We start from the raw sequence: 21,631 nt of genomic DNA on the forward strand, positions 1-21,631 counted from the left end.
CGTTATTCTACCATGCAGCGACGCAACGACCAGTAGCGGGCCGTCAGTTCTGCGCCTCCGCGCAGGGTGAGCTTCGCCGCCGTGTCCGGAAAATAGCGGCTGCTCATCACGCCCTCCCCGTCATTGATGAAAATCTCCACGCTGGAGTGGTCGCAGAGGATCTGCAACCGGCGGGCTGCCCCTGTCCAGTAGCGGAAGATCCACTCGCCCGAAACCAGACTGCGACGGGCAAGCCGCAGTTCATCCTGCTGCCACGACAGGATCAGCGTATCGGCAAAATTGAGTTCGATATATCCCTGACTCTCCAGCATCAGCTCCAGTCGCGCGGCGGCGATCGGTGGCATGTCATCAGCGCGACCCTGATAGTGCTGCTCCGCTTCGCGCAGCGCCTGCAGTTCGGCAACCGGCTGCTGACAGAGCCGCCCGTTGCGTGAGCTCAGTTCACGCAGGCAGGTCATCTGGTGGATCCAGCGGTGCGCGACCGTCGGCTGGGCCATCTCCTCGCCATCCGGCGTGCCCATCCAGCCCACCAGCAGACGCCGTCCGTCCGCAGTAAGCGTGGTCTGCGGCGCATAAAATTCAAACCCGGCATCCATTTCATTCAGCGGGCCGTGTGTATATTCAGCCTGCTCATAATCCAGAGAGCCGCTCAGCCAGGCGCAGGCGTGGCTGTTCAGGTAGCGTTTTTCTTCCGGCGCCACGCCCTGCGGACAGCAGATCAGATAAGTGCTGTCGCCCAGCGTGAACATATCCGGGCATTCCCACATGTAGCCCGCAGCACCCAGTCCCCCCCGCTCGCTGCCCGCTATTTCGCCGAGAGAGTGCCACGCGCGCAGATCGTCAGAACGCAGTAACAGCACCCTGCCCTGCCGCTGCGTGGTCTGCGCCGCCAGAACCATGTACCAGTGGTTTTCGTGCTGCCACACTTTAGGATCGCGGACGTGGCCGGTGTAGCCCTCCGGCACGGCAATGACCGGGCCGAGTTTGTCGAATCCCCCTGTGCTGTTCTGCTGCGCCAGGCACTGCCACGCGGTGCGCGAGCCATCCTCAAATTTGACGTTACCGGTGTAGATCAGCGTCAGCACGCCGTTCTCCTCCACTGCGCTGCCGGAGTAGCAACCGCTGCGGTCATACTCCTCATCAGGCATCAGGGCAATGGGCTGATGCTGCCAGTGCAGCAGATCCGCTGAGCGCCAGTGACCCCAGCACTTATGCTGATGTGCACACCCCAGCGGATTCCACTGGTAAAAGAGATGATAGTGTCCGTCAAAATGGATAAAGCCGTTAGGATCGTTGAGCAGCCCGGTCACCGGTGCCAGATGCCAGCCGGGATAGTGGCGGTCGCTGAGCGCCGCGGGCATACCCTGCATGACCGCCTGCAGGATGGCGGCCAGACGTGTTGATGCGCTCATTATTCCGCGTCCGTTTTATATTTGAGCAGGTAAGAGATCACAAACGCCGAAATGAAGGCGATGGCGATACCGATAATATAGTTCAGCAGCGATCCGGCCTGCACGATGGCCATGCCCGGCAGACCGGTCAGGCCGACGGCGGTCATGTAGACGTGCACCGAAACCACCCAGGCTCCCCCCAGCGCGCCCCCGACCAGGCCGGCAATGAAAGGTTTCATAAACCGCAGGTTAATACCAAAGATCGCGGCTTCCGTGATCCCCAGCAGCGCAGAGAACGCGGAGGGCAGCGAAATCGCTTTGATTTTTGCATCGCGGGTTTTAAACCACACCGCCAGGCAGGCACCGCCCTGAGCGACATTCGCCATCGCCCAGACAGGCAGCAGGAAGTTTACCCCGATGGACGGGTTACCCAGCAGCCCCGCCTCGATAGCGTGAAAGCTGTGATGCACACCGGTAATGACGATCACGGAATAGAGTCCGCCGAACACCAGGCCTGCCAGCCAGCCTGCGTGTGCGATCAGGGTGCTGAGCACAAAGGAGATGCCATCACCCAGCATACGGCCGGCCGGACCGATGATCAGCAGCGCAATGAAGCCGGACAGAATCACCGTCAGAAACGGGGTCAGGATCAGATCGAGGGCATCCGGAATAACCCGGCGCAGCTGCTTTTCCAGCATACTCATAAACCACACGGCCAGCAGCACCGGGAATACCGTCCCCTGATAGCCGATCATCGCCACTTCAAAACCAAAGAAGTTCATGGTGTGGAAACCCGACGCCACCCCCCAGGCATTAGTCAGGGCCGGATGCGTCAGGATGCCGCCGAGGGTCGCGCCGAGAAAGGGGTTTCCGCCAAACTCGCGCGCCGCCGTAAAGCCAATCAGGATCGGCAGGATAATAAAGGCCGCCGAGCTGCACATATCGAGCATGATATAGAGCGCATTCTCCGGGTTAACCCAGCCGTAGGTTTTGACCATCCCCAGCAGGCCCATCAGCAGCCCCGACGCCACAATGGCCGGAATGATCGGCACAAAGATGTTCGACAACAGACGGGCGATTCGCTGGAAAGGGTTGAGCTTACGGGCCGCTATATCCGCCGCCTCCGACTTACTCGATTCGCTGATGCCCGCCTCGGCGATGAACGCCGCATACACCTTGTTCACCACGCCGGTGCCAAAGATCACCTGAAGCTGTCCCGCATTGCGGAAGCACCCCTTTACCCCCTCAATCCGGCCAATGGCAGCGGTGTCCGCCAGCGCATCATCGGCCAGCACCAGCCTCAGCCGGGTAGCGCAGTGTGCGGCACTGGCGATGTTCGCTTTGCCACCCAGCAGGGGCAGGAGTGCCCGGGAAATCTTCACATAGTCCATACATACCTCTGTCTTGTTATGTTTTTATCCGCGTGACTATCCGGCCCCGGATACGGGGCCAGCCGGTCAGAACCAGGTTTCCATCTGAACGCCGAAGTTCCATTCGCCACCGGCATCAAACCCTTTACTGCCGAAGGCGTCGTCACTGGCATAGTTATCCAGCCGGTGATCCCAGTCCATCCAGGTGGCAAAGAGCCGGATTTCCGGGCGCTTGAGGAAGTCACCGACATCACCGGCTTTCAGCGTGGGCGCCACGGTGAGCTTGGTGAAGCTGCCGCTGACCGCGTTGCGATTGTTATACCCCTGCGGACGCAGATCCATGTACTGATAGGAGCCTTCATACTGCATCTCAAAGTTCTGCGTGATTTCCTGAATCAGCCGCAGGTTGACCGTCGCCCAGTCGTAGCTGTCCCCTCTGACGTAACGGTCGTCACTGCGCTGCGCCAGTAAAGCAGGCGCAATGTGCCAGCCTCCGCCCAGCGGCGTGATGCCGTAACTAGCCAGACGCCAGGTGCTGGCCTCCTGCAGCAGTGCGCCGTCAGAGCCAATGGATTTCACCTCCGCTCCCAGTCCGTGACCGTAAAGCAGTGCAGTTTTCGACGAACCGTCTGTCAGCCCATAGAAACTGTCGTTGTGCAGGCCCAGCAGCGCGTGGACGCCGGTATTGGCTGCATCGCTTTTGACTTTGTTACCCTCAATATCCCGGCGGTCATCGTTATCCTTTGCCCGCAGGCCGCTGACCATCATCTGCACCGGACCGACAAAGTTGTTCAGTGACAGGATGTAGTTCTGCGCGGTGTTTTCGTTGTTTTCAATGTCGCCAAAAGTACGGCCATAGAGAGAGAGGTTGCTGCGCGCCTGATCGCTCCATTTCATGTCGTAGATACCGGCACCGGTTCCGGCAAGGAACACCACATCGGAGTCGATCCAGTGGATATCAAAGTTATCACGGTCAAAACGCTTACCGGCCCAGACGGTGGCGTTGTCGAAGGCGCCGGTAAAAGTAGGCAGCTGGCCCAGTTCGACAAACGCCTGACGCAGATTGAGGTCGCTGCTGGCGGCCGTCCAGTCGTTATAGGTCCGCTGCCCGTCGGCCAGCATCGCTTTGAAACGGGTTGTGGCCCCGCTGGCCAGCGTCTGCTTATGCTCCAGATTCAGCTCAACGTAGGTGTCCGGTTCATTACCCAGACGACCAACGTGACCGCCGGTCTCCCCGGCGGGGGTTACGGTCGGACCGCCCTGGGTTTTCGCGGCTGAACTGTTCATCAGCAGGCCGGATCGGGCATAGCCGTGAAATTCAAAGCCGCCTTCATCGGCCGAATGCTGCTCCAGCTTCGCGGTGCGCTGTTCGACCTGAGCGGCGGAGGCCTGATTCTGCTGCTGAACCGCCGCCAGCTGCTGAGCCTGCTTCTCAGCAGCCCGCGCGCGGGTTTCGGCGGCATCCGCCCGCTGCTCGGCCGCCTGAAGCCGCTGCTCCATGGCTGCCAGACGGGCTTCGATACTGCTCATGCTGGATTCGGCCCAGACGGGAGAGGAAAGCAACAGGGTAGAAAGGGTCACTGCAATGGTGCTTTTTTTCATTTTTTTATGTCCCTGAGAGGAGGCTATCATCACCGGCTTTTTGCTAAACCGGTTTAGGCCAAATCATAGCCACGGGTAATTTCCCTTCGCAACGAAAATAGCTAAACCGGTTTAGTGATTGTGAGTTAGTTCGCAAAACAGGGGTAAAAAAGCAGGGATTACTCTGTCAGTTCGTGAAGCTGGTGGAGCCAGGGGAGTGCAGTCATGGCACCTTTAGCTGTGGTGGCGAGTGCACCGCAGCGCTGAGCACTCGCCAGCGCGCGGGCCAGCTGTGATTCAATTGCGGGCAGACCCGACTTTGCGAGTTCCCACAATAACCCCGCCACGAAGGCATCGCCTGCGCCCGTCGTATCGACACTGACCACAGGGGAGGTGCTGTAGTGCGCAACCCGGCCCTGATAACAGGCCAGCACCCCTTCCCTGCCCCGCGTCACCAGCAACAAATTGATCTGATAACGCGACGCCAGTTGCAGCATGCGCCCGGCCGCTTCACCCTCCGGACAGAGAAAATCGAGCTCTTCATCTGACAGTTTAACGACGTCGGCGTGGCTGAGCGCCTCGCTCACCACCGCCTGCAGTAGTGCCGGATCGGGCCAGAGGTCGTGGCGCAGATTCAAATCAAAACTGACATGCCCGCCTGCGGCCCGGATCTGTTCCATCGCCTTCAGCGTGGTGGTGCGCGAAGGCTCTGCCGCTAAGGCGATGGAACAGCAGTGCAGCCACTCCCCGCGGCCGAACGCAGGCAGGTCGCCCGGTTCAAGAAACAGGTCGGCGCTTGGCCGCACCATAAAGGTAAAGGAGCGTTCGCCCTGTTCATCCAGCCCGACCACCACCGTCGAGGTGCGGTGTCGGGGATCGGTTATCATGGCCCCGGTGTCGACCTGCTCTTCCTGCAGCGTCTGCCGCATGAATTCACCAAAGGGATCCGCGCCAACCCGGCCGATAAACGCGCTGTTTCCCCCCAGACGCGCGACGCCCACTGCGACATTGGCGGGCGCCCCGCCAGGACACTGCATTAACCGACCCGGCATTTCGGGAAGTAAATCCACCACGGCATCGCCGAGGCACCACACGCGAACTGACATACATACTCCTTTGATCAGACCTGAACGCTAAACCGTTTTAGCTATAGCGGGAAACGATGCCAACTTCAAGTGTTCTAGTGCTGGAGTGATGCCTCGCTGACAGCCGCGAGCAGGTTATTGCGGTAGAGAAGCGATAAAAAAAACCGGCCTGAGCCGGTTTCGTTTTCGCTGAAGCGAGACAGGTTACTTCATGGTGGCGAGAATCTGACGGATCGATGCATCTATCTGCTCAGCGATCTCTTTCGGCAGACGACTGAATTCATACTGTACGGTGCGTTTCTCGTCATTGGTTTTACGGCGCGCGTAGGTGTTTGCTGTGGTAAAGGTGGCCAGTTTTTCCGTCACCGTTTTGCTGACCGGCGCGGGCTTTTTTAACTGGCGACGGGCGCTTTTAAAGGCATTGAGAATGGCACTTTTTTTCTCATCTGCATTTGCGCTCAGCAGTGAACCCTCAGCCTCCAGCTGCTGCTCTATCCCGCTGACCAGTTCCGTGACGTCTGCGGCCTCCGCCTTTGCTTCCTCCCAGACGTCGAGCAGTAACTGATAGTCCTGCAATGTCAGTTCCGACACCACCGGGAAGAGGCCGATAAATTCGGCGGGTACGGCAGCCGCCTGGAACGCGCGGGAGACTTTGGCGTTAGAGATGCCTTCGGCTTTAGCAATCTCTGATTTGCTCATGCCGTTCTCGTTCATCAGCATAAAGCGCAGCCCCAGCTCGCGCAGGTTATGCTCTTTTGCTGTCTGAATATCCGCGGCCAGCTGACGCGCATCCGCAAGGCTCAGCGCATCGGCGGTCACCAGGACTTCCAGGCTGGCACCCGACAGAATGCAGGCGGCGCGGCGGCGGGAACCGTCCATGATCTCAATTTTGTCACCGTTCACGCGACCAATGGCCGGGAAAAACTGCTGCAGCGTAATGGTCCGGGTGATCTCCTGCAGCGACTCCGGTGTCAGGCTGCTCTGGTCCCGTCCGTTAATGGCCGGGTCGACGCTGGTCCGGGTTTCGATATCGTCATGCGGGATCAGCTGACGCACAAAGGTCGCCTTCGCGCCCGATTTCAGCGTAAAAGTCCGCGACTGGCTGCTGCTGTCGATCATGCTTGCTATCGCGGAGTCGCCAAATTTGCGGCCAATGCGCTGTATAGGTTTGCTCACAGGGTGCTCCTGATATATTCGATGCGATCAAATACCGCCCTTGAGAACTGCTCAGCTTCATATTTCGCTTTACGCAGGGCATCGGCACTGCCCGGATACGAGGAGGGGTTGGCACTGATCACCGTGTCAAAAGATTCACCGCAGCGTTCAAATCCATCCAGGCGCGGTAAGCTGCAGTCCAGCATTGATTTCGTAAAGACTTCCCGCGCATAGCTTTGTGAAGTCAGGTGATCGTGTTTAGAGGTCATTTTTGACATGAAGCCGATATTTGCCTTCAGTCGCGGTTCAACGCCTTCAGATTCAATCCGCTCCAGCATTTCCGGCAGACGGGTCAGATACTTCATCGTGGAGTGGAAGTCGACCTGGGCCGGTGGCGTAGGCGTCAGCAGCACATCACTGGCTGCGATCGCGTTTAGCATAAAGGAATCCAGATGCGGGCCGGTGTCCAGGAAGATAAAATCGTAATCGCCTGCCAGACGATCGATGACGTTACGGCGTAATACTTCGGATGGCGCTACCCCCGGCAGGTGTTCGGCAACCAGCTCTTCCCAGTCGCTGGCCACAAAGCCATCGTCAATTGACGCCGGGATAACATCCACGCCAGGCATGACGGTCGGTTTGATGAACTGTTCGCGAAGCTGGTCTGCATCGAGATCGTTGAGCATCGCCTGAGCGGCCGTTTCCAGAACGGAACCCACGCTGTTGGTATGACTCAGGAACATGGTGCTTGATGCCTGCGGGTCCAGGTCGATAACCAGGATGCGCAGATCGTTATGCAGCATGGAGGGGTGCGCGCGCATACCGTGTGCGAGCGTAACGGTACTGACCGTTTTAGAGACCCCGCCCTTAAGGCTGACAACAAAGACGACAAAGGGGCCGTCGTGGCGGTCGCGATATTTCGGCACTTTACGGTGCTGATAAATGTCGACGACGTTCTGAATGGTCAGTGCATACTGCGAGGTACTGCCCGTCTGTTTTTTGCCAAACTGGTAGCCAGCAGCTTCCATATCCCCGATAGCCGCGACGACCGCGTGCTTGCTCAGCAAAGGCATATTGGCAACGGCATTACGTGAAAATGTCTGGTAAAAACCGGTCTGGTTAAACTCCTGACGCTGCTGCTCAATATGGTTACTCAGTCCATGTAACATGGAATTGGCGCGCGTGGCCATTTCCAGCACTCCACCATAATCACGCTTCATAAGCCCCTCTGATTTCATGTTTTTTGGCATACTACACAAAAAGCGCATATCTGCCAATTTTTTAGAAAAATGCCAAAAACCTGGATTTTTCACTACAGACGATAAGAAATCGTCGGGAAATCAGGCAGGGTGTTGAAGGGAGCCGGGTGATGGTGCGGGCATTTCTGTAGGATACAGCCAGATCTGAGCGTCTTTATGATGTGGTGTTCCGATGCAGGTAACGCCGTGAGAAGGGTGTTTTCATCATGAAAATCGTAAAATAGTTATTATTTATCAATAAGTAAAATGTGAAATCTCCCGGTGAAAAGTGCAGTTGCGCGTGGTCAGACAGTGTGCTTTTTCATTCTGCTGTTCAGACCGGCAATGAATTATGAACCACGCTTACTGAAAGGCGACCCTCACAGCTCTATTCAGCTGCGTAATCGTTAATAAAAATCCTTTTCTCAGTTAAACCTGCCTGACAGAGTAGCAAGAAGGCGGGGGAGTAAGACGTCGTTTTGTGAGCCGTTGTGTCCGGCGTCAGCCAGGTCACTGCCAGAGGCGAAGAAGCTGTAAGCACAGTGCGTGCGATGCGATAAGGCGCCCGGTTTCAGGGATGATCATCAGTTTTAACCTTTCTCTTTTTTATGGCATAAACCAGCCCGTCGTATATCTGCTACAGATGAATTCAACGAAGCATTTTACCTTCGGGCTTTGCAACCGGCGGGAAGTATGTAAAACCCATAACTGTGTTTCAGCTCCTGATATCCCCCAGGAAACAAGCTCTCCCCGCTCCAGATGGTCAGTAATAATTGACTGCGGAAGCATTGCAACGCCAGCACCGCTCAGGACCGCGTCACGAACCGACAGCAGAGAGGAAAGCTTCAGCACCGGATGGGGGTCATAAACGGTCTCGCTGTCATTCACTTTCCAGGTTTCTCCCGTGCGGAAAGAGGACATGACGACGGCATCAACAGGCACAGCACAGTGTTTACTGCTTTCCGGAATTCTGAATGCCGGCCTACCAGTCCGTCATCGCCACCTGGATTGACGCGTATGGCAACATCGAAATGTTCAGCGATCAGATCGCTTACGCGATCCTCAGATATGACTTCGATCTCTATTGCCGGATATCGTTGCCTGAACTCGGCCGTAATACGGCCCAGAGCCAGTTGTGAAAAGAGCACGGGTGCAGCAATCCTCAGCAGGCCGCGAGGTGTGCTCTCGGCATCGCGCGCAGCAGACATGGCATCTTTTATTTCCTGCAGAGGGCCTGACGTAAGAGCAAGAAGTGACTGACCGGCCTGGGTGAGTTCGATATGACGGCTACCGCGCTCCAGTAACCTGACGCCTAACGCCTCCTCAAATTCCAGTATGCGTCGCGACAGCGTTGCCTTGGAACGGCCGGAAATCCGACTTGCTTTGCCCAAGCCGCCATGGCTTGCAACTAATAAAAAATCGTTTAAGTCGTCAAGGTGCATAGCCAGTACCATTAATGAGACAGTCCATCTTATTTTTATCATCTTCTCAACAAAAGTGGAACGAATTAGAGTTCATTTACACCAGTCACCTGAAGGAAAATGAACATGACGATTCTCGTTACCGGAGCCACCGGCCGTGTCGGCCACCATGTTGTTGAGCAACTTGTGAAACGCGGCGCTGACGTACGTATCCTTACCCGCGATCCTGGCAAAGCCAGCTTCGCAGAGGGCGTGGACGTCTTTAAAGGCGATCTGCTCGATATCGATTCCCTGCGGAGAGTCTTCTGTGGCGTCGACACGCTTTTTCTTCTGAATGCTGTCACCGGGGATGAATTCACTCAGGCCCTGATCACGCTAAATGTAGCCCGGGAAGCCGGCATTGACCGGATCGTTTACCTGTCGGTGTTTGATGCTGATAAGGCCGTAAACGTGCCTCACTTTGCTGTAAAGTTCGGCGCAGAGCGCATGCTTGAAACTCTGGGATTCAGCGCGACCATCCTGCGGCCTGCCTACTTCATCGATAATGAGGCAATGATCGCAGACGTGGTCAGAAAGCATAACGTTTATCCGATGCCCATCGGTTCTAAAGGGGTGGCCATGGTTGATGCCCGTGATATTGCTGAAATAGCTGCCATTGAATTGATTCGTCGCGATCGGGCGGCGGGGAAACTGCCTGTTGAGACAATCAATATAGTCGGGCCTGACATCCTCACGGGTACTGATGTGGCTGCGATCTGGACTGAGGTGCTGGGCCGCCCCATTGCTTATGGAGGCGATGATCCGGGCGGCTTTGAGGCCAGTATGGCGAATTTCATGCCTGTGTGGATGGCATATGAAATGCGCATTATGGCCGAACGTTACGTCAGCGACGGCATGATCCCTCAGGAGGGCGACCGCGAGCGTCTGGTTAAGATGCTAGGCCGTAATCTGCATTCTTACCGCGAAACGGCTTTGGCTCTGGCCGGATGAAAAGAGGGCGGAGTTTAACAGGAAGCCGGGATAAGTATCAGGGCGGTTAAAACCGCCCTCCTTAAGATCCCGGACTCCCCTTTATTCAGCTCTACATTTTCATTCGCAGATGATTACCAGATAAGTTCTCGCTTTCTCATCCAGATTCGAAAATTGACTACTGTGCTCTGAATCGGGTTCTTTTCTGGCAGGTCTGAATTTCTCTTCTTCTGCATATCACTCTGCTCTCGCATTCTGACTTTTGCTTTACTGGTGTGTAATTTTCCTTTACCGGCAAAAGTATTTCACTGGATGTCAGTTGAATATCGCAATGATTCACGGTGTTTTCATCATGAAAAATTCCAGATAAAAATATATAAATCAATTACTTAAGTTAACTTCCTTCAGGGTGAGTTTACGTTTTTTCTCTTCAGAAAAAGTTGATGGCTGATCTACAACTTAAGCGCAGTACTCACCCGGGAAACCCGCTGATGTTAATTTTTGTTTTTCAGTGAGCTTGTTTAAACCCTCCTGTGTCAGGCTTTGGATCTGGTCATGTTTGCTGAAACGGCTTAACGCTGAGTCACGGCAGAAAAGCAGTTTCATTTGAGACGGGAATAGCGTCTGGTTTGGGTCTTTTTATCCCCGTTATCCACAGGCCAGATCCAATTAGTCGATCCTCAATAGATCAAATTGAGATCCTAAACAGATCCCCGCAGCGGCCTGAGCCTTATGACACAAGGCCTGAGAGCGGATCAATAACCACTATAGCGAGAAAAACAACCACTGCGGAGAGTATAACAACCACTATGGCGAGAGAAGTAACCGCGCTGGTGAGTAGTGAACAACCACTGTAGCGAGTAGACGGCCCTGGTAACGGTGCATAAACAGCAGTGCTATCAGCTACAGCCTGTTTTCAGGCAGGCTCTGAAGATATGAGGCTGGTGGCTGGTCTGATTTTCTGAAAATGAACGTTTAACAGCCCGTTTTTACACGTTTATCCACCGATTCGATCCAGTAAGCGATCCTCATAAGATCATTAATAGTTCCTGAAAGATCCCTGTAGCAGGCCAGGCCCTGACAGCGCTGGCTTAAGGCCCTGTCAGCAACCACTGTAGCGAGTAAGATAACCACTGTGGTGAGAGAAATAACCACTGCGGTAAGTAGATTAACCGCTATAGTGAGTGATAGTATCCACTGTATCGAGTAACAGCGGCTGTTGCCTGTTCATAACACGGATCTGCCTGATGCCAAGAAAAGAACCCGATATCCTGAACATAGCGGATGCATTTAGCGAAACAGACAAACGCACTGGCGAGGTTGTTACTCTCACGCCTAACAGCAACAACACCGTTCAGCCGGTCGCGCTGATGCGACTTGGCTTGTTTGTTCCGACGCTGAAATCCACGGCGCGCAGTCAGAAAAACCAGATGAATGCCATGGATGTGACACAGGATCTTAAACAGTTATCCCTGGTCCGCTCGGAAGGGTATGACAACATCAAGATTCTGGGTGCCCGCCTGGATATGGACAACGATTTCAAAACCTGGGTAGGGATCATCCGTGCCTTCGCCACGCATGAGTGTCTGGGAGACACGGTAACGCTCTCTTTCGTTGAATTCGCCAAATTGTGTGGCATACCCTCTGTGCGTCTCTCCTCGAAGCTCAGAAGCCGTCTGGATGCTTCCCTGACCCGGATTGCCTCCAATACGCTGACATTTACCAGCAAGGGTGGCGAGAACTACACCACGCATCTGGTGCAGTCTGCCAAATACAGCATCAAAAAGGATACGGTCACCTTACAGGCCGATCCCAAAATCTTTGAGCTCTACCAGTTCGACAGGAAAGTCCTGCTGCAGCTGAAAGCCATCAATGAGCTGGCACGTAAAGAGTCGGCCCAGGCGCTCTACACCTTCATTGAGAGTCTTCCGCCTAAACCGGCGCCGATATCCATGGCCCGTCTGCGTGCCAGACTTAATCTGACTTCGCGTGTTATCACCCAGAACGCCACCGTCAGAAAGGCCATGGAGCAGCTGAAAGAGATTGGATACCTTGACTACACGGAAACCCGGCGCGGCTCATCGGTTTACTTCTGGGTCCATTACCGTCACCCCAAGCTGCGCCCGGCCGAGCTGCCGCTCAGCAAGTCTGGTCTGATCGATGACGAAATGGATGAGTTCGACGATCTCTATAACGATCCGACTGTTATTGATGTCGGCCAGCCTGAAGCCGTGATGGAAGAGGAGAGCAGCGAGCTGGTGATGGTGTCACGTGAGGAGAAAGAGCTGCTGAACAAAATCAGGAAGCAAAAAAAGCAATAACTTTCAGACGTTAGCACGCCTCGTTCCCTGTGATAGCCCTTTCCGCTCGCGGCCTGAGAGTAGGGATGTCAGGAAGGCCTGACCCAACCACTGTAGCGAGTTACGTTACTCTCTACAGTGGTTATCCACCCGCTGCCCGCTCAAAGATCCCGCTCAATCGCTGTGGCCTCCACCTAATCTGCCTTGTGTCGTTTTTAGCCGACGCAGCCAGTGTTAACTCGCTACAGTGGTTGCTCTTCTGTTAAAAGTGATGATGAGTACGGCTGACACAGAGATTTCTCTGCTTTACTCGCTACAGTGGTTATCCGGCTGAACGTCTTCCTGCCTCAGAAGAAGCGGGGCAGGGCAGGTATTTATCGCGCAGCGCGCGCTTCACTTACTCGCTATAGTGGTTACCCTTTCTGTTTTCGAAGCTAATCGTGCCATTCCCATGCTCTTCCTCTCCTGTGAGCTACTCGTTACAGTGGTTATCAGGTTGTTTTATCGCTAAAGCGGTGAGTTAATGATCAGATAATAGCGTTTTAAGGGGTAAACACACTCGCTACAGTGGTTGCCAAACGGAAACAGGCAGGTGAGGTTTACTCGCTATAGTGGTTGTTACTGTTTCTGACCGGCCACGCCTTAAGGGGGTTTACCTTATGTGTGAGTGCTTACTATTGTTATATCCCCTGTCAGATAAGACCTCAAGAAAAATACCAAGACGATGCTCTGCCTCAGTCATCACTCGCTATAGTGGTTCCCTTAAGACTGACCGCCACAGAACTGACCTGCATGACAGGCCCGATGCACCCGAAATGGCCTCAGAGAGTCCCTGCAACAGTAAACATGCCTCCTGCCAGACAAGTCTTCTCGCTATAGTGGTTGCTCGCCTGTTTCCCGTCGCTGAACCGCCTGAGCAGGGACTCTCACTGGCACCGATACTCGCTACAGTGGTTACTGACGCTGAGCTGAGCAGCGATTCACTCGCTATAGTGGATATGTGTCACATCACGTCTTTGCCGGTGTGTAAATATGCAACAAATTGCCTTTCCGCAGGCAGCAGGGAAGTAACATTACTCGCTATAGTGGTTATCCCTCATTCCTGTGCCTGTCTGGTCAGAAATACGCTGTCAAAACGGGAAGCTGTAAAAAGCTCATACAGCAGGTCAGGGGCAGGAGACGGGGCAGGGAAGTGAATCAGTGAACTGCGTGAGGATGGTCAGGAGTGAGGCAACAAAACGACCGGCGCGCCAGCCGCTCTGTTGCTGTTCAGGCAGGTTGCGTTACATCGCCTCCCGGTATTCCGGCCAGGCGACCGATTCAGCCTGGTAGCGGCCAGCGGCAGCAAACAGGGTGCCCTGGAAGTTGATCACACCAGCTGCCTCCAGCCACATCCACTCCTCGGCCTGAACGATACCGGCTGCGATTACGGTGATTTCCAGCGCAGAACAGCATTTGATAATTGCCTGAACCACCGCCTGTTTGGGGCCGCTGCGGTGAACGTCGCGGGTGATCCCGGCGTCGATACGAATACGGTCCGGCTGAATGTGGGTCAGCAGCGAAAGCCCGGCGGAGCCGTCTCCAAAATTGTCGATAGAGAGGCTGATCCCGGCGGCTTTCAACGCACGAACCGCTTCAGAGAAGGCGGCCAGCTGCGAGATAACTGCCGTTTCGCTCACGCCGATGACCACCTGCTCCGGCACCAGTCCCGCCTGCTGAATGGCGGCCACAATCTGCGTGACGGCATCGGGTATCACCACCAGCGTCATCGGCAGCAGGCTGACGTAGAGCGTCATGCCATCAGGGCAGACCTGACCTGCATGGGCGAAAGTCTTTTTCAGGGTCTCCAGATCGTCAGCGTGAAGCTGGGCGTCTGAGGCTGCATCGGAGGGCGCCGCTCTGACAATAGTGGCTTCAATCGCGGTGACTTTACGAGCCAGCGGATCGACGACCGGGCGGAAACTGACGCCTTCTGTTTCAGGGCGGGAATCCGGCACCTCGTTATGCTCTGAAATGAATTCCCAGTAACCGGGCGGAAGAACCTCGTAATAGTTCTCCTTCTCACGTGACTCAACAAAGGTCCGCAGGAATTGCAGTGCCCGATCATCATAGGTCAGTTGATATTTCGAGGTCCCTTTGTCCAGCACCGCCTGGAGCAGCGACGAGCGGTCATGTTCACGCAGGTCAAACAGCGACATACCCGCATTACCAAACCGGCGGGAAGGTGCGTAGTCGCGCATCAGCTCCACGACATTATGATGCCGGCGATCGGCACAGATGCGCTGATAGACTGCCTGAACGCCCGCTTCCGGCCCCTCAAGCAACTGAAAAAAGTGTGTGCCGTTGAATAACAGGATGCCTGTTACGTCGTGCGCAGTGTTGATTTCGCTGGCGTGATCGACCATCTCAGGCAGGGTTCTGACCGGAAAATCATCGGAAATATGGCTGCGATATATAATGGTAGTCAGCATGTGCAGCTCCGCTTTAGGTGAATATAGCGCACACGCTAACACTGTTTAAAAAATGTTTCATCTTTCCTTACTGACTGTAGCACGGCGTGCACACGGGCAGGCAGCACTAAGCGCAGCGGCTGTCGGGTGACGTTCCGGATCACAGCTCCGGTACGTGCAGACGGTCACTCAGCAGGGCTCTCCGCGCAGCTTCCAGTTGAGCCAGTGATCCAGTGCTTCTTCGTTCAGCGGTCTGGAATAGAAGTAGCCCTGTGCCTGGTCACAACCATACTCTGTCAGCGAGGTCACCGCATCGGGACACTCGACCCCCTCAGCCAGCACGGTGTAGTCCAGCTCTTTCAGCATGGCGATGATGCTGCGGGCAATGATGCGTGAGGCAGTATCGGAAGAGAGCTCGCTGATCAGGGAGCGATCCAGCTTGATAACATCCAGCGGCATCCGGCGCAGATAACTGATATTGCTGTAGCCGGAGCCAAAATCATCCAGTGAAATCGTAAATCCACACTCTCTGAGTCTCTCCAGCCCGCGCAGGGCATCAGGGCTTTCAAGGATACGTTCAGTTTCCAGACACTCAATGCCCAGCAGTGAGGTGGGGAGCTTAGCCCTGACCAGCTTGCTTTCCAGTGCAGAAGCAAAGCCTTCCTGCGAGAAGTCGTTCACGCTGACGTTAATCGTTAACGGCAGCTGGATGCAGCTATTCCTGAGCCGCCTCAGGCGGGCTACCGCCTGATCGATAATCCAGGCCGTCAGCACAGAGAGCAGTTCGGTCTGTTCAGCCTGCGGGATAAAGGCACCTGGCGAGAGTTCACCCCGGGTAGGATGCTGCCAGCGGATCAGCGCTTCCAGCCCCACCGGTCTGCCACTCTGCAGGCAGATTTTCGGCTGGTAAACCATATAGAGCCCGACGTTGTCGCGCAGCGCAGCTTTAAGATCGTTCATCAGCAGTAAATCGTCAGCATGCTGCGTCTGCGCCTCGGCGTCATAGCGCTGCGAGGGCAGCCCCAGTCCGACCGCATCGTTCAGGGCACTGACGGCGCGACGTAATACCTCAGGTGCCGACAGTTGACTGGCCACAAAGCCCGCTTCGCCGGTGTGCGGTGTCAGCGCGACTGACAGTCCATCATCCACATCTGCACTGATACCCTCCAGACGACCGGCCACCCAGGCGGCACTCAGGCGGCTGTCTGCCCGGGTCAGGATGGCAAACCGCCCGGTGGCCACGGTATAGAGCATTTCGCCCACCGCCGGACGCAGCCGCAGTGGCAGCAGGGTGGCCATATCTTTCAGCAGGCTTTCAACCGGCCCCATTCCCATCGTGCGGGCCAGTTCATAGGCTCGTGACATATCAATGCAATCAATCAGGACCAGGCGGCGGGGTGTGATATCGCCCGCCACAGCCAGATACTGCAAATCCCGGATCAGACGCTGGCGGTTAGGCAGTCCGGTTACGGGATCGACAAACCCGGCCGCATGCCAGGCTTCCAGAAAAGACATGACCAGCGTGGAGAGCAGGGTCAGCGTCATGACCTGATCGGAAGTGAAAATATGCGGCTCGGTGTCGGTCACACACAGCGTACCCAGAATAATGTTATCGCGCGTTTTCAGCGGCACGCCGGCATAGAAGCGGATAAAGGGTGCGCCGGTGATCAGGGGATGCCTGACAAAACGCGGGTCGTGCCAGGTGTCGGGCACGACCATAGGCGTGTTACTGTCGACCACGTGGCGACAGAGAGAATCCTCACGCGTGGAGCGCTGAAGATTGAATGTGTGTGAGGCCTGCACGGTCTGAAACTCATTATCCAGAACAGAGATAAAGCTGCCCGGAATGCCCAGTGCCTGACTCGCCAGACGGACAAATTTCCGCAGGACGTCATCGCGACTTTCATCAGGACTGCGCAACGCCTGTATAGCACGGCTTCTGCGTTCATCATCGCCGTTTAAATTCTTAAGCATGTGTGTATACCCCGCACCGGTTGATTACGGAGCGAAAAAGAAAACTGTCCGGTTTGAAATGTCGATCAGGCGGCAGTAAATATAGCGTGTTTTTTATTTTCCGCTGAATGATAGGTGACTCTGCGGCAGCTGTCTCTGAATATTTTCTTTAACGCATTAAAAGCGTGTTTACGATTCGAAAATTTAATCGAAGAGAGGCGTTAATATTTACATGTTGTTGTCATTTTCAGAAAACGTGTGATTTCAGACTTTTTAATATTTATTTCAGGGCAGCAGAACAATATGCATTCAGGCGCGTGAATGGTTTTGCTAAGTCAGTCTGAACCCTGCAGCCGCGACAGGCTGCGGAACCGCGTCGCTGAGCAGAGACGGGTGAGAAAGATAACCTGTTAATATAACTGGTAAAAGCAGAAAACCGGGTTACTCCGGCAGAGATAACCTGTCGCCATTGTGATGGCTGAGGCAGGCCAATCCGCCGCCGGGCTGCCACTGACGCAGCACGTCAGGCAGTAATCAGGTTAACGTTTGATGCCGTTGCGGGACTGTAACGGACGCCGGGGTGGCGGGTTTTGCTCCAGCCACGCACGCACCTGTTCGGTCAGCGATCCCTGTTCGCGAATCGCACGCGTCAGCCTCTCCTGAGTCGTCTTCAGCTCCTGGGTCCAGTAGGTGATTTGCCACTGTTCACGGATCTCTACACGTGACAGATCGTCGGGTGAGCGACGCTGGATAGGATTTTTCATTTATTATCCTCCTCGTATTTTTAATGGTGCCCGCTGAGCAGCAGCCTCAGGCTAAACAGCTATCGTGATGAAGAGTGAGGCATTGAGGTAGCGGATTAATCCCTGAATCGCGCTTAAGTCAAATATCAGGACTATTCCTGGCTGGCGCAATAAGGCACTCTAAAAAAATAGAAAAGTCGCCGGCGGGGCAGAATTATCCGTTTCGTTTACAAAGAAATCCTGCCGGAATGCAGAATCCGGAATTTGACATTTATTTAAAATGGTCAATTATTCTCAGGTCAATTCGCAGGGCCACTTCCGGGTCGCTTCGCTTTATACAGGCGAAGCGCTGCGCCTTTGCGGTTTCATCATGTTGAAGGAGTCCTTTTTGGTTAATCGTCCCCCTCAGCCGCCTGTGGCTGTACAGAGTAATGTGCGTGAACTTCGTCTGGCCGCCGGGCTGTCACAGCAGAGCGCCGCAGAGCGTTTCGACCTCAGTCTGCGCGTCTGGCAGACGAAAGAAGCTGCAGCCAATCCTGCGCTGCTGAGTCAGGGTGAATATGAGTTGCTGCTGCTGCTGGCCGGCCGTCATCCTCATTTCGTTCTTGCACCGCAGAATAAAAAATAGCGGCAGCCCGCTATCGTGATTTGATTCCCGGTGATAACAGGATCCGGGGAAGCGGAAAAAAATCTATTTCCCGGCTTGAAAATGTAGCGCTAATCCCTATTTTGAAGGTGATCGGGAATCTGAAACCGGTCAGATGAACTTTTGGATGAACCTGTTCAGGAGATTATCACGATGTCACTACAACCCTTTTCAGTTTTGCCTTCGCTGGCTGATTCCGTTTTTTCAGACCGCTTCAGCCGCATCGATAAATTGTTCAGTCAGCTGACGGGTGACAGCCCGGTCACCTCCGTTCCCGCTTATGATCTGCAGCGCGTGGAGGATAACCATTATGCGCTGACCGTCAGCACGCCTGGCTGGAAAGAGCATGAGCTGGAGATCGAGTTACGTGGCGGACGTCTTTCCATCGCCGGTCACAGGGAAAAAGCGTCGCAGGAATCGACAGGCGAGGCCCGGGAGGAGAGCGGCGGCTGGATCCATCGCGGGATAGCGCGCCACGACTTCCAGCTGAACTTTTCCATTCCGGAGCATATGAAGGTCACCGGAGCCAGTCTGGCTGAGGGATTACTTCGTATCGATCTGATTCAGGAGATACCGGAGAGCGAGAAACCGCGTCGTATTCCGATTGCTATCGGCGGTCCGCGTACGCTTGAGCATCACTGATAGCTGCAGGGCGGAAATGGCAAAGGCTGTTTCCGCCTTTTTGATGGCGGGCAGGTAAAAGAAGTCATGCAATCAGGCGCTGGCGGAGAGGGTGTTTTCAGGCAGTTTCACGCGGGTGTCTGTTCCGGTCAGCATGACGGGATCGCCTGCCTCAAGACTGGATTGAAAAATAGCCTTCCTGGATGGCGTAATTCCGTCGCCACACCACATCAGATGGTGCTCAAAGCGGTGATTCGCCACGGCAGGCACGCCTGACGCCTCGGCGGCCACTTCAACCCGGAATCCCTGTCCGTTGAGCCGTATCGCTTCCATCCAGATCTCTGTCTCATCCGTCACGCTGACCGCTTCAAGGAACAGCGGGATGGTGCTGCGTCGTCTGGCGGCCTGCGCCAGGCGTTCCCACTGACCCACCACGGCGGTGTGAAAACGCTCAAGACGCTGCGCTGCCCCTTCGCTGACGTCAGTACGCAGCCAGAGATTAAGCGGGCGCAGGTAGCAGTTCACATAATCATCGCCACAGTAGTCAATGTTCATCATCCGCAACTCGCGATGAATATCCTCGTCTGAGCTCTGAGAGAGCAGCTGCAGCATATCCTCTTCCCGGCAGGCCCAGCCGCCGGGCAGCGTAACACTGGGCCAGTTAAGCGCTGCATGGATATCGAAAAGCGTATGGCCGCCTGACGTCATATCCCGCACATAGAGGGCACGCGTAAGCTGATTATCTGAATAACCGCCAGCATCCGGTGGCGTAATCAACCCGGCGCGGCGCCAGCGTCTCAGCGTTTCAGGAAGAACACCGACAAGCGCACATATCGTGTCGGTAGAGTGTTGAGGCATGATTGGTATCCGTAAGGTTTTGGGCTCCCGTCACCAGGGAAGTCAGCGTAGTATGCGCGCCAGCGATGAATAAAGAAACAATCATTTCCATAATGTATCGGGTGTTGCACGGCGGGGCGGGGTCGTTAACATCCATGAAAGAAAAGGGCAGGCACCGGGCGCGTAAACGCCCGGCGGGAAAAGGGGATTACCAGTGATACTTGTTGGAATCTTCCCACTCTTTCACTTCCTGCTCGGCACGATCTTTCTCGTAGCCGTAACGTTCCTGAATTTTACCGACCAGCTGATCGCGCTTCCCTTCCACAACGGTCATATCGTCATCCGTGAGATCGCCCCATTTTTCCTTAACCTTACCTTTGAACTGCTTCCAGTTACCGCCAATGCGATCTTCGTTCATGGTGATTCTCCCAACTCGGTGATTATCCAGGGATCTGATGAATATCTGTTGGCCAGATGGCTGTCAGATGGATCAAGCATGGCACAGCTTTTGCTCTTTGCAGCGAAGCGGTGTGAGCCGCATCAAATTATGAGCAAAACGGCAGCGTGCAAGCGGAAGTCAGGCGGGATTACGCCAGACGTCGTGAGGGCCAGCTGACGGCAGGCAGGGCGTTGAGGGCAGGGCGCGCAAACAAAAAACCCTGGTAATAGCGAACCCCGGCACCTTCGAGCCAGAGCCACTCTTCGATTTTTTCAACGCCTTCTGCGATGACCGTAATTTCCAGCGCCTGACAGCATTTCAGGATGGCCAGCACAATCGCCTGACGCGGGCCGCTGCGGTGAATATCGGTGATCAGCTTGCGATCGATTTTAACTTTGTCGGGCTGAAAATCGGCTAACAGAGACAGACCAGCAAAACCGGCGCCAAAATCGTCGAGCGCCAGACTGATGCCGGCCGCTTTCAGCTGGCGCACCGCGGACTGAAAGGCGTCGAAGCGTGAGATGACCTCATCTTCAGTGACCTCAACCACGACCTGCTCCGGTCGCAATCCCTGCAGCCGGATTTGCTGAAGAAGATGATCGACCGCCCCCTCGATCATCACCAGTGACATCGGCAACAGGTTAACGGAGAGGGTCTGATCGCCCAGGCCAAGCTGTCCGGCCAGCCTGAAAGCATACGTCTTGGAGTGAAGATCGGCCTGATAACGCTGGCTTTCCGGTAGCTGAGAAAAATAGTCGGCGGGTGAAGCGCCATGCTGACCGCGGATCAGGGCTTCACAGGAAACAATCTGGCGATTTGTGGCATCCACAATCGGCTGCAGCGCAAACGCACAGCGCTGATCGGCGGCCGGCGGGCAGGAAAGCGGTACAGCGGAGGAGGAGGGAGTGGTCAGTGTCCACTGACTGGCTGGTTCAATCTCAATAAAGGTCTCTTTATCCCGTCCTTCAACAAACGAACGCAGGAATTTGACGACCCGATCATGCCGGATACGCTCCTCATTAAGCGTGACCCGGCCAAGCAGAGCCTCCACCACGGTATGCTTCTGATAGTCTCGCAAATCAAACAGGGCCATGCCGGCGTGACCAAATCGCCGTGCCGGGGCGTAGTCACGCATCAGCTCGATCAGGTTAAAATGCCGATCGTCCTGACTGATTCGCTGAAAAACCTTGTGGACATTCTCAACGCTCCCCTCCAGCACCTGAAAAAAGTGCTGCCCGTCATAAAGCAGGATCCCGGTGACCTCGGCCGCGGCGTTTTTAACACTGGCACGCTCCACCAGCGCCTGCAGTTTCTCCGGCGAGACAGAACCCGCAAGCTGGCTGCGGTAAATAAGGGTGGAGAGCATAAGCGGACTCGCATGGCAGTTGAGACTTATTAACCATATCACAGATATTTCGGGGGTTAAGGGCAC

The 21,631-nt window shown here is 55.2% G+C and carries 16 protein-coding genes and 1 pseudogene; 4 read left to right on the top strand and 13 right to left on the bottom strand.

Annotated features, from left to right (window positions below; genetic code table 11):
* Positions 1 to 2: 2 nt before the first annotated feature.
* The 7 genes and pseudogenes from HFD97_RS18640 to HFD97_RS18670 form a co-directional block, all read right to left on the bottom strand.
* Positions 3 to 1,412, bottom strand: coding sequence for a sucrose-6-phosphate hydrolase (locus tag HFD97_RS18640; RefSeq protein ID WP_167432324.1), 1,410 nt, complete (start codon positions 1,410 to 1,412; stop codon positions 3 to 5).
* Positions 1,412 to 2,782 carry a sucrose-specific PTS transporter subunit IIBC gene (locus HFD97_RS18645; RefSeq protein WP_046103061.1) on the bottom strand — a complete coding sequence of 457 codons (1,371 nt, stop codon included), beginning with the start codon at positions 2,780 to 2,782 and terminating at the stop codon, positions 1,412 to 1,414. Before HFD97_RS18645 ends, HFD97_RS18640 begins: the two co-directional genes overlap by 1 nt.
* Positions 2,783 to 2,848: 66 nt before the next feature.
* The gene (locus tag HFD97_RS18650; protein WP_167432323.1) at positions 2,849 to 4,363 is read right to left on the bottom strand and encodes a carbohydrate porin; all 1,515 of its coding nucleotides are present in this window, start codon (positions 4,361 to 4,363) and stop codon (positions 2,849 to 2,851) included.
* 158 nt (positions 4,364 to 4,521) lie between these two features.
* A complete protein-coding gene (locus tag HFD97_RS18655; protein WP_167432322.1) occupies positions 4,522 to 5,448 on the bottom strand; it encodes an aminoimidazole riboside kinase in 927 nt (308 codons plus the stop codon).
* Between the two features lie 183 nt (positions 5,449 to 5,631).
* Positions 5,632 to 6,603 (bottom strand): ParB family protein, encoded by a 972-nt coding sequence (locus tag HFD97_RS18660; protein WP_009093251.1) that lies wholly within the window; start codon positions 6,601 to 6,603, stop codon positions 5,632 to 5,634.
* Positions 6,600 to 7,802, bottom strand: coding sequence for an AAA family ATPase (locus tag HFD97_RS18665; RefSeq protein WP_009093252.1), 1,203 nt, complete (start codon positions 7,800 to 7,802; stop codon positions 6,600 to 6,602). The genes HFD97_RS18660 and HFD97_RS18665 overlap by 4 nt, the downstream gene beginning before the upstream one ends.
* Before the next feature lie 624 nt (positions 7,803 to 8,426).
* Positions 8,427 to 9,304, bottom strand: a pseudogene (locus HFD97_RS18670) (LysR family transcriptional regulator).
* A gap of 63 nt (positions 9,305 to 9,367) precedes the next feature.
* On the opposite strand from HFD97_RS18670, the gene HFD97_RS18675 reads away from it, so the two are divergent.
* Complete coding sequence (locus HFD97_RS18675; RefSeq protein ID WP_167432321.1) at positions 9,368 to 10,231, top strand: SDR family oxidoreductase; 864 nt, start codon at positions 9,368 to 9,370, stop codon at positions 10,229 to 10,231.
* Positions 10,232 to 11,457: 1,226 nt separating this feature from the next.
* A complete protein-coding gene (locus tag HFD97_RS18680; protein ID WP_009093253.1) occupies positions 11,458 to 12,531 on the top strand; it encodes a RepB family plasmid replication initiator protein in 1,074 nt (357 codons plus the stop codon).
* Between the two features lie 1,262 nt (positions 12,532 to 13,793).
* On the opposite strand, the gene HFD97_RS18685 is transcribed toward HFD97_RS18680, so the two are convergent.
* The 3 genes from HFD97_RS18685 to HFD97_RS18695 all read right to left on the bottom strand — a co-directional run bounded on the left by HFD97_RS18685 (position 13,794) and on the right by HFD97_RS18695 (position 17,677).
* Entirely contained in the window at positions 13,794 to 14,981 is a 1,188-nt protein-coding gene (locus HFD97_RS18685) for a diguanylate phosphodiesterase (protein WP_009093254.1), read from the bottom strand.
* Positions 14,982 to 15,149: 168 nt separating this feature from the next.
* Positions 15,150 to 16,934 (bottom strand): EAL domain-containing protein, encoded by a 1,785-nt coding sequence (locus tag HFD97_RS18690; RefSeq protein ID WP_167432320.1) that lies wholly within the window; start codon positions 16,932 to 16,934, stop codon positions 15,150 to 15,152.
* Between the two features lie 518 nt (positions 16,935 to 17,452).
* The gene (locus HFD97_RS18695) at positions 17,453 to 17,677 is read right to left on the bottom strand and encodes a DUF3606 domain-containing protein (RefSeq protein WP_009093256.1); all 225 of its coding nucleotides are present in this window, start codon (positions 17,675 to 17,677) and stop codon (positions 17,453 to 17,455) included.
* Between the two features lie 367 nt (positions 17,678 to 18,044).
* On the opposite strand from HFD97_RS18695, the gene HFD97_RS18700 reads away from it, so the two are divergent.
* Entirely contained in the window at positions 18,045 to 18,284 is a 240-nt protein-coding gene (locus HFD97_RS18700; protein WP_009093257.1) for a hypothetical protein, read from the top strand.
* 171 nt (positions 18,285 to 18,455) lie between these two features.
* Positions 18,456 to 18,944, top strand: a complete 489-nt coding sequence (locus HFD97_RS18705; RefSeq protein WP_009093258.1) for an Hsp20 family protein — start codon at positions 18,456 to 18,458, stop codon at positions 18,942 to 18,944.
* Positions 18,945 to 19,016: 72 nt separating this feature from the next.
* Here HFD97_RS18705 and HFD97_RS18710 read toward each other — a convergent pair whose 3' ends face one another.
* The 3 genes from HFD97_RS18710 to HFD97_RS18720 all read right to left on the bottom strand — a co-directional run bounded on the left by HFD97_RS18710 (position 19,017) and on the right by HFD97_RS18720 (position 21,565).
* Positions 19,017 to 19,781, bottom strand: coding sequence for a MerR family transcriptional regulator (locus HFD97_RS18710; RefSeq protein ID WP_167432319.1), 765 nt, complete (start codon positions 19,779 to 19,781; stop codon positions 19,017 to 19,019).
* A 187-nt stretch (positions 19,782 to 19,968) separates the two neighbouring features.
* The gene (locus HFD97_RS18715) at positions 19,969 to 20,178 is read right to left on the bottom strand and encodes a CsbD family protein (protein WP_009093260.1); all 210 of its coding nucleotides are present in this window, start codon (positions 20,176 to 20,178) and stop codon (positions 19,969 to 19,971) included.
* 169 nt (positions 20,179 to 20,347) lie between these two features.
* Positions 20,348 to 21,565 carry a diguanylate phosphodiesterase gene (locus tag HFD97_RS18720; protein WP_167432318.1) on the bottom strand — a complete coding sequence of 406 codons (1,218 nt, stop codon included), beginning with the start codon at positions 21,563 to 21,565 and terminating at the stop codon, positions 20,348 to 20,350.
* Positions 21,566 to 21,631: the final 66 nt, after the last annotated feature.

It is taken from the genome of Pantoea sp. EKM103V (assembly GCF_011800365.1).
GTDB lineage: Bacteria > Pseudomonadota > Gammaproteobacteria > Enterobacterales > Enterobacteriaceae > Pantoea > Pantoea anthophila.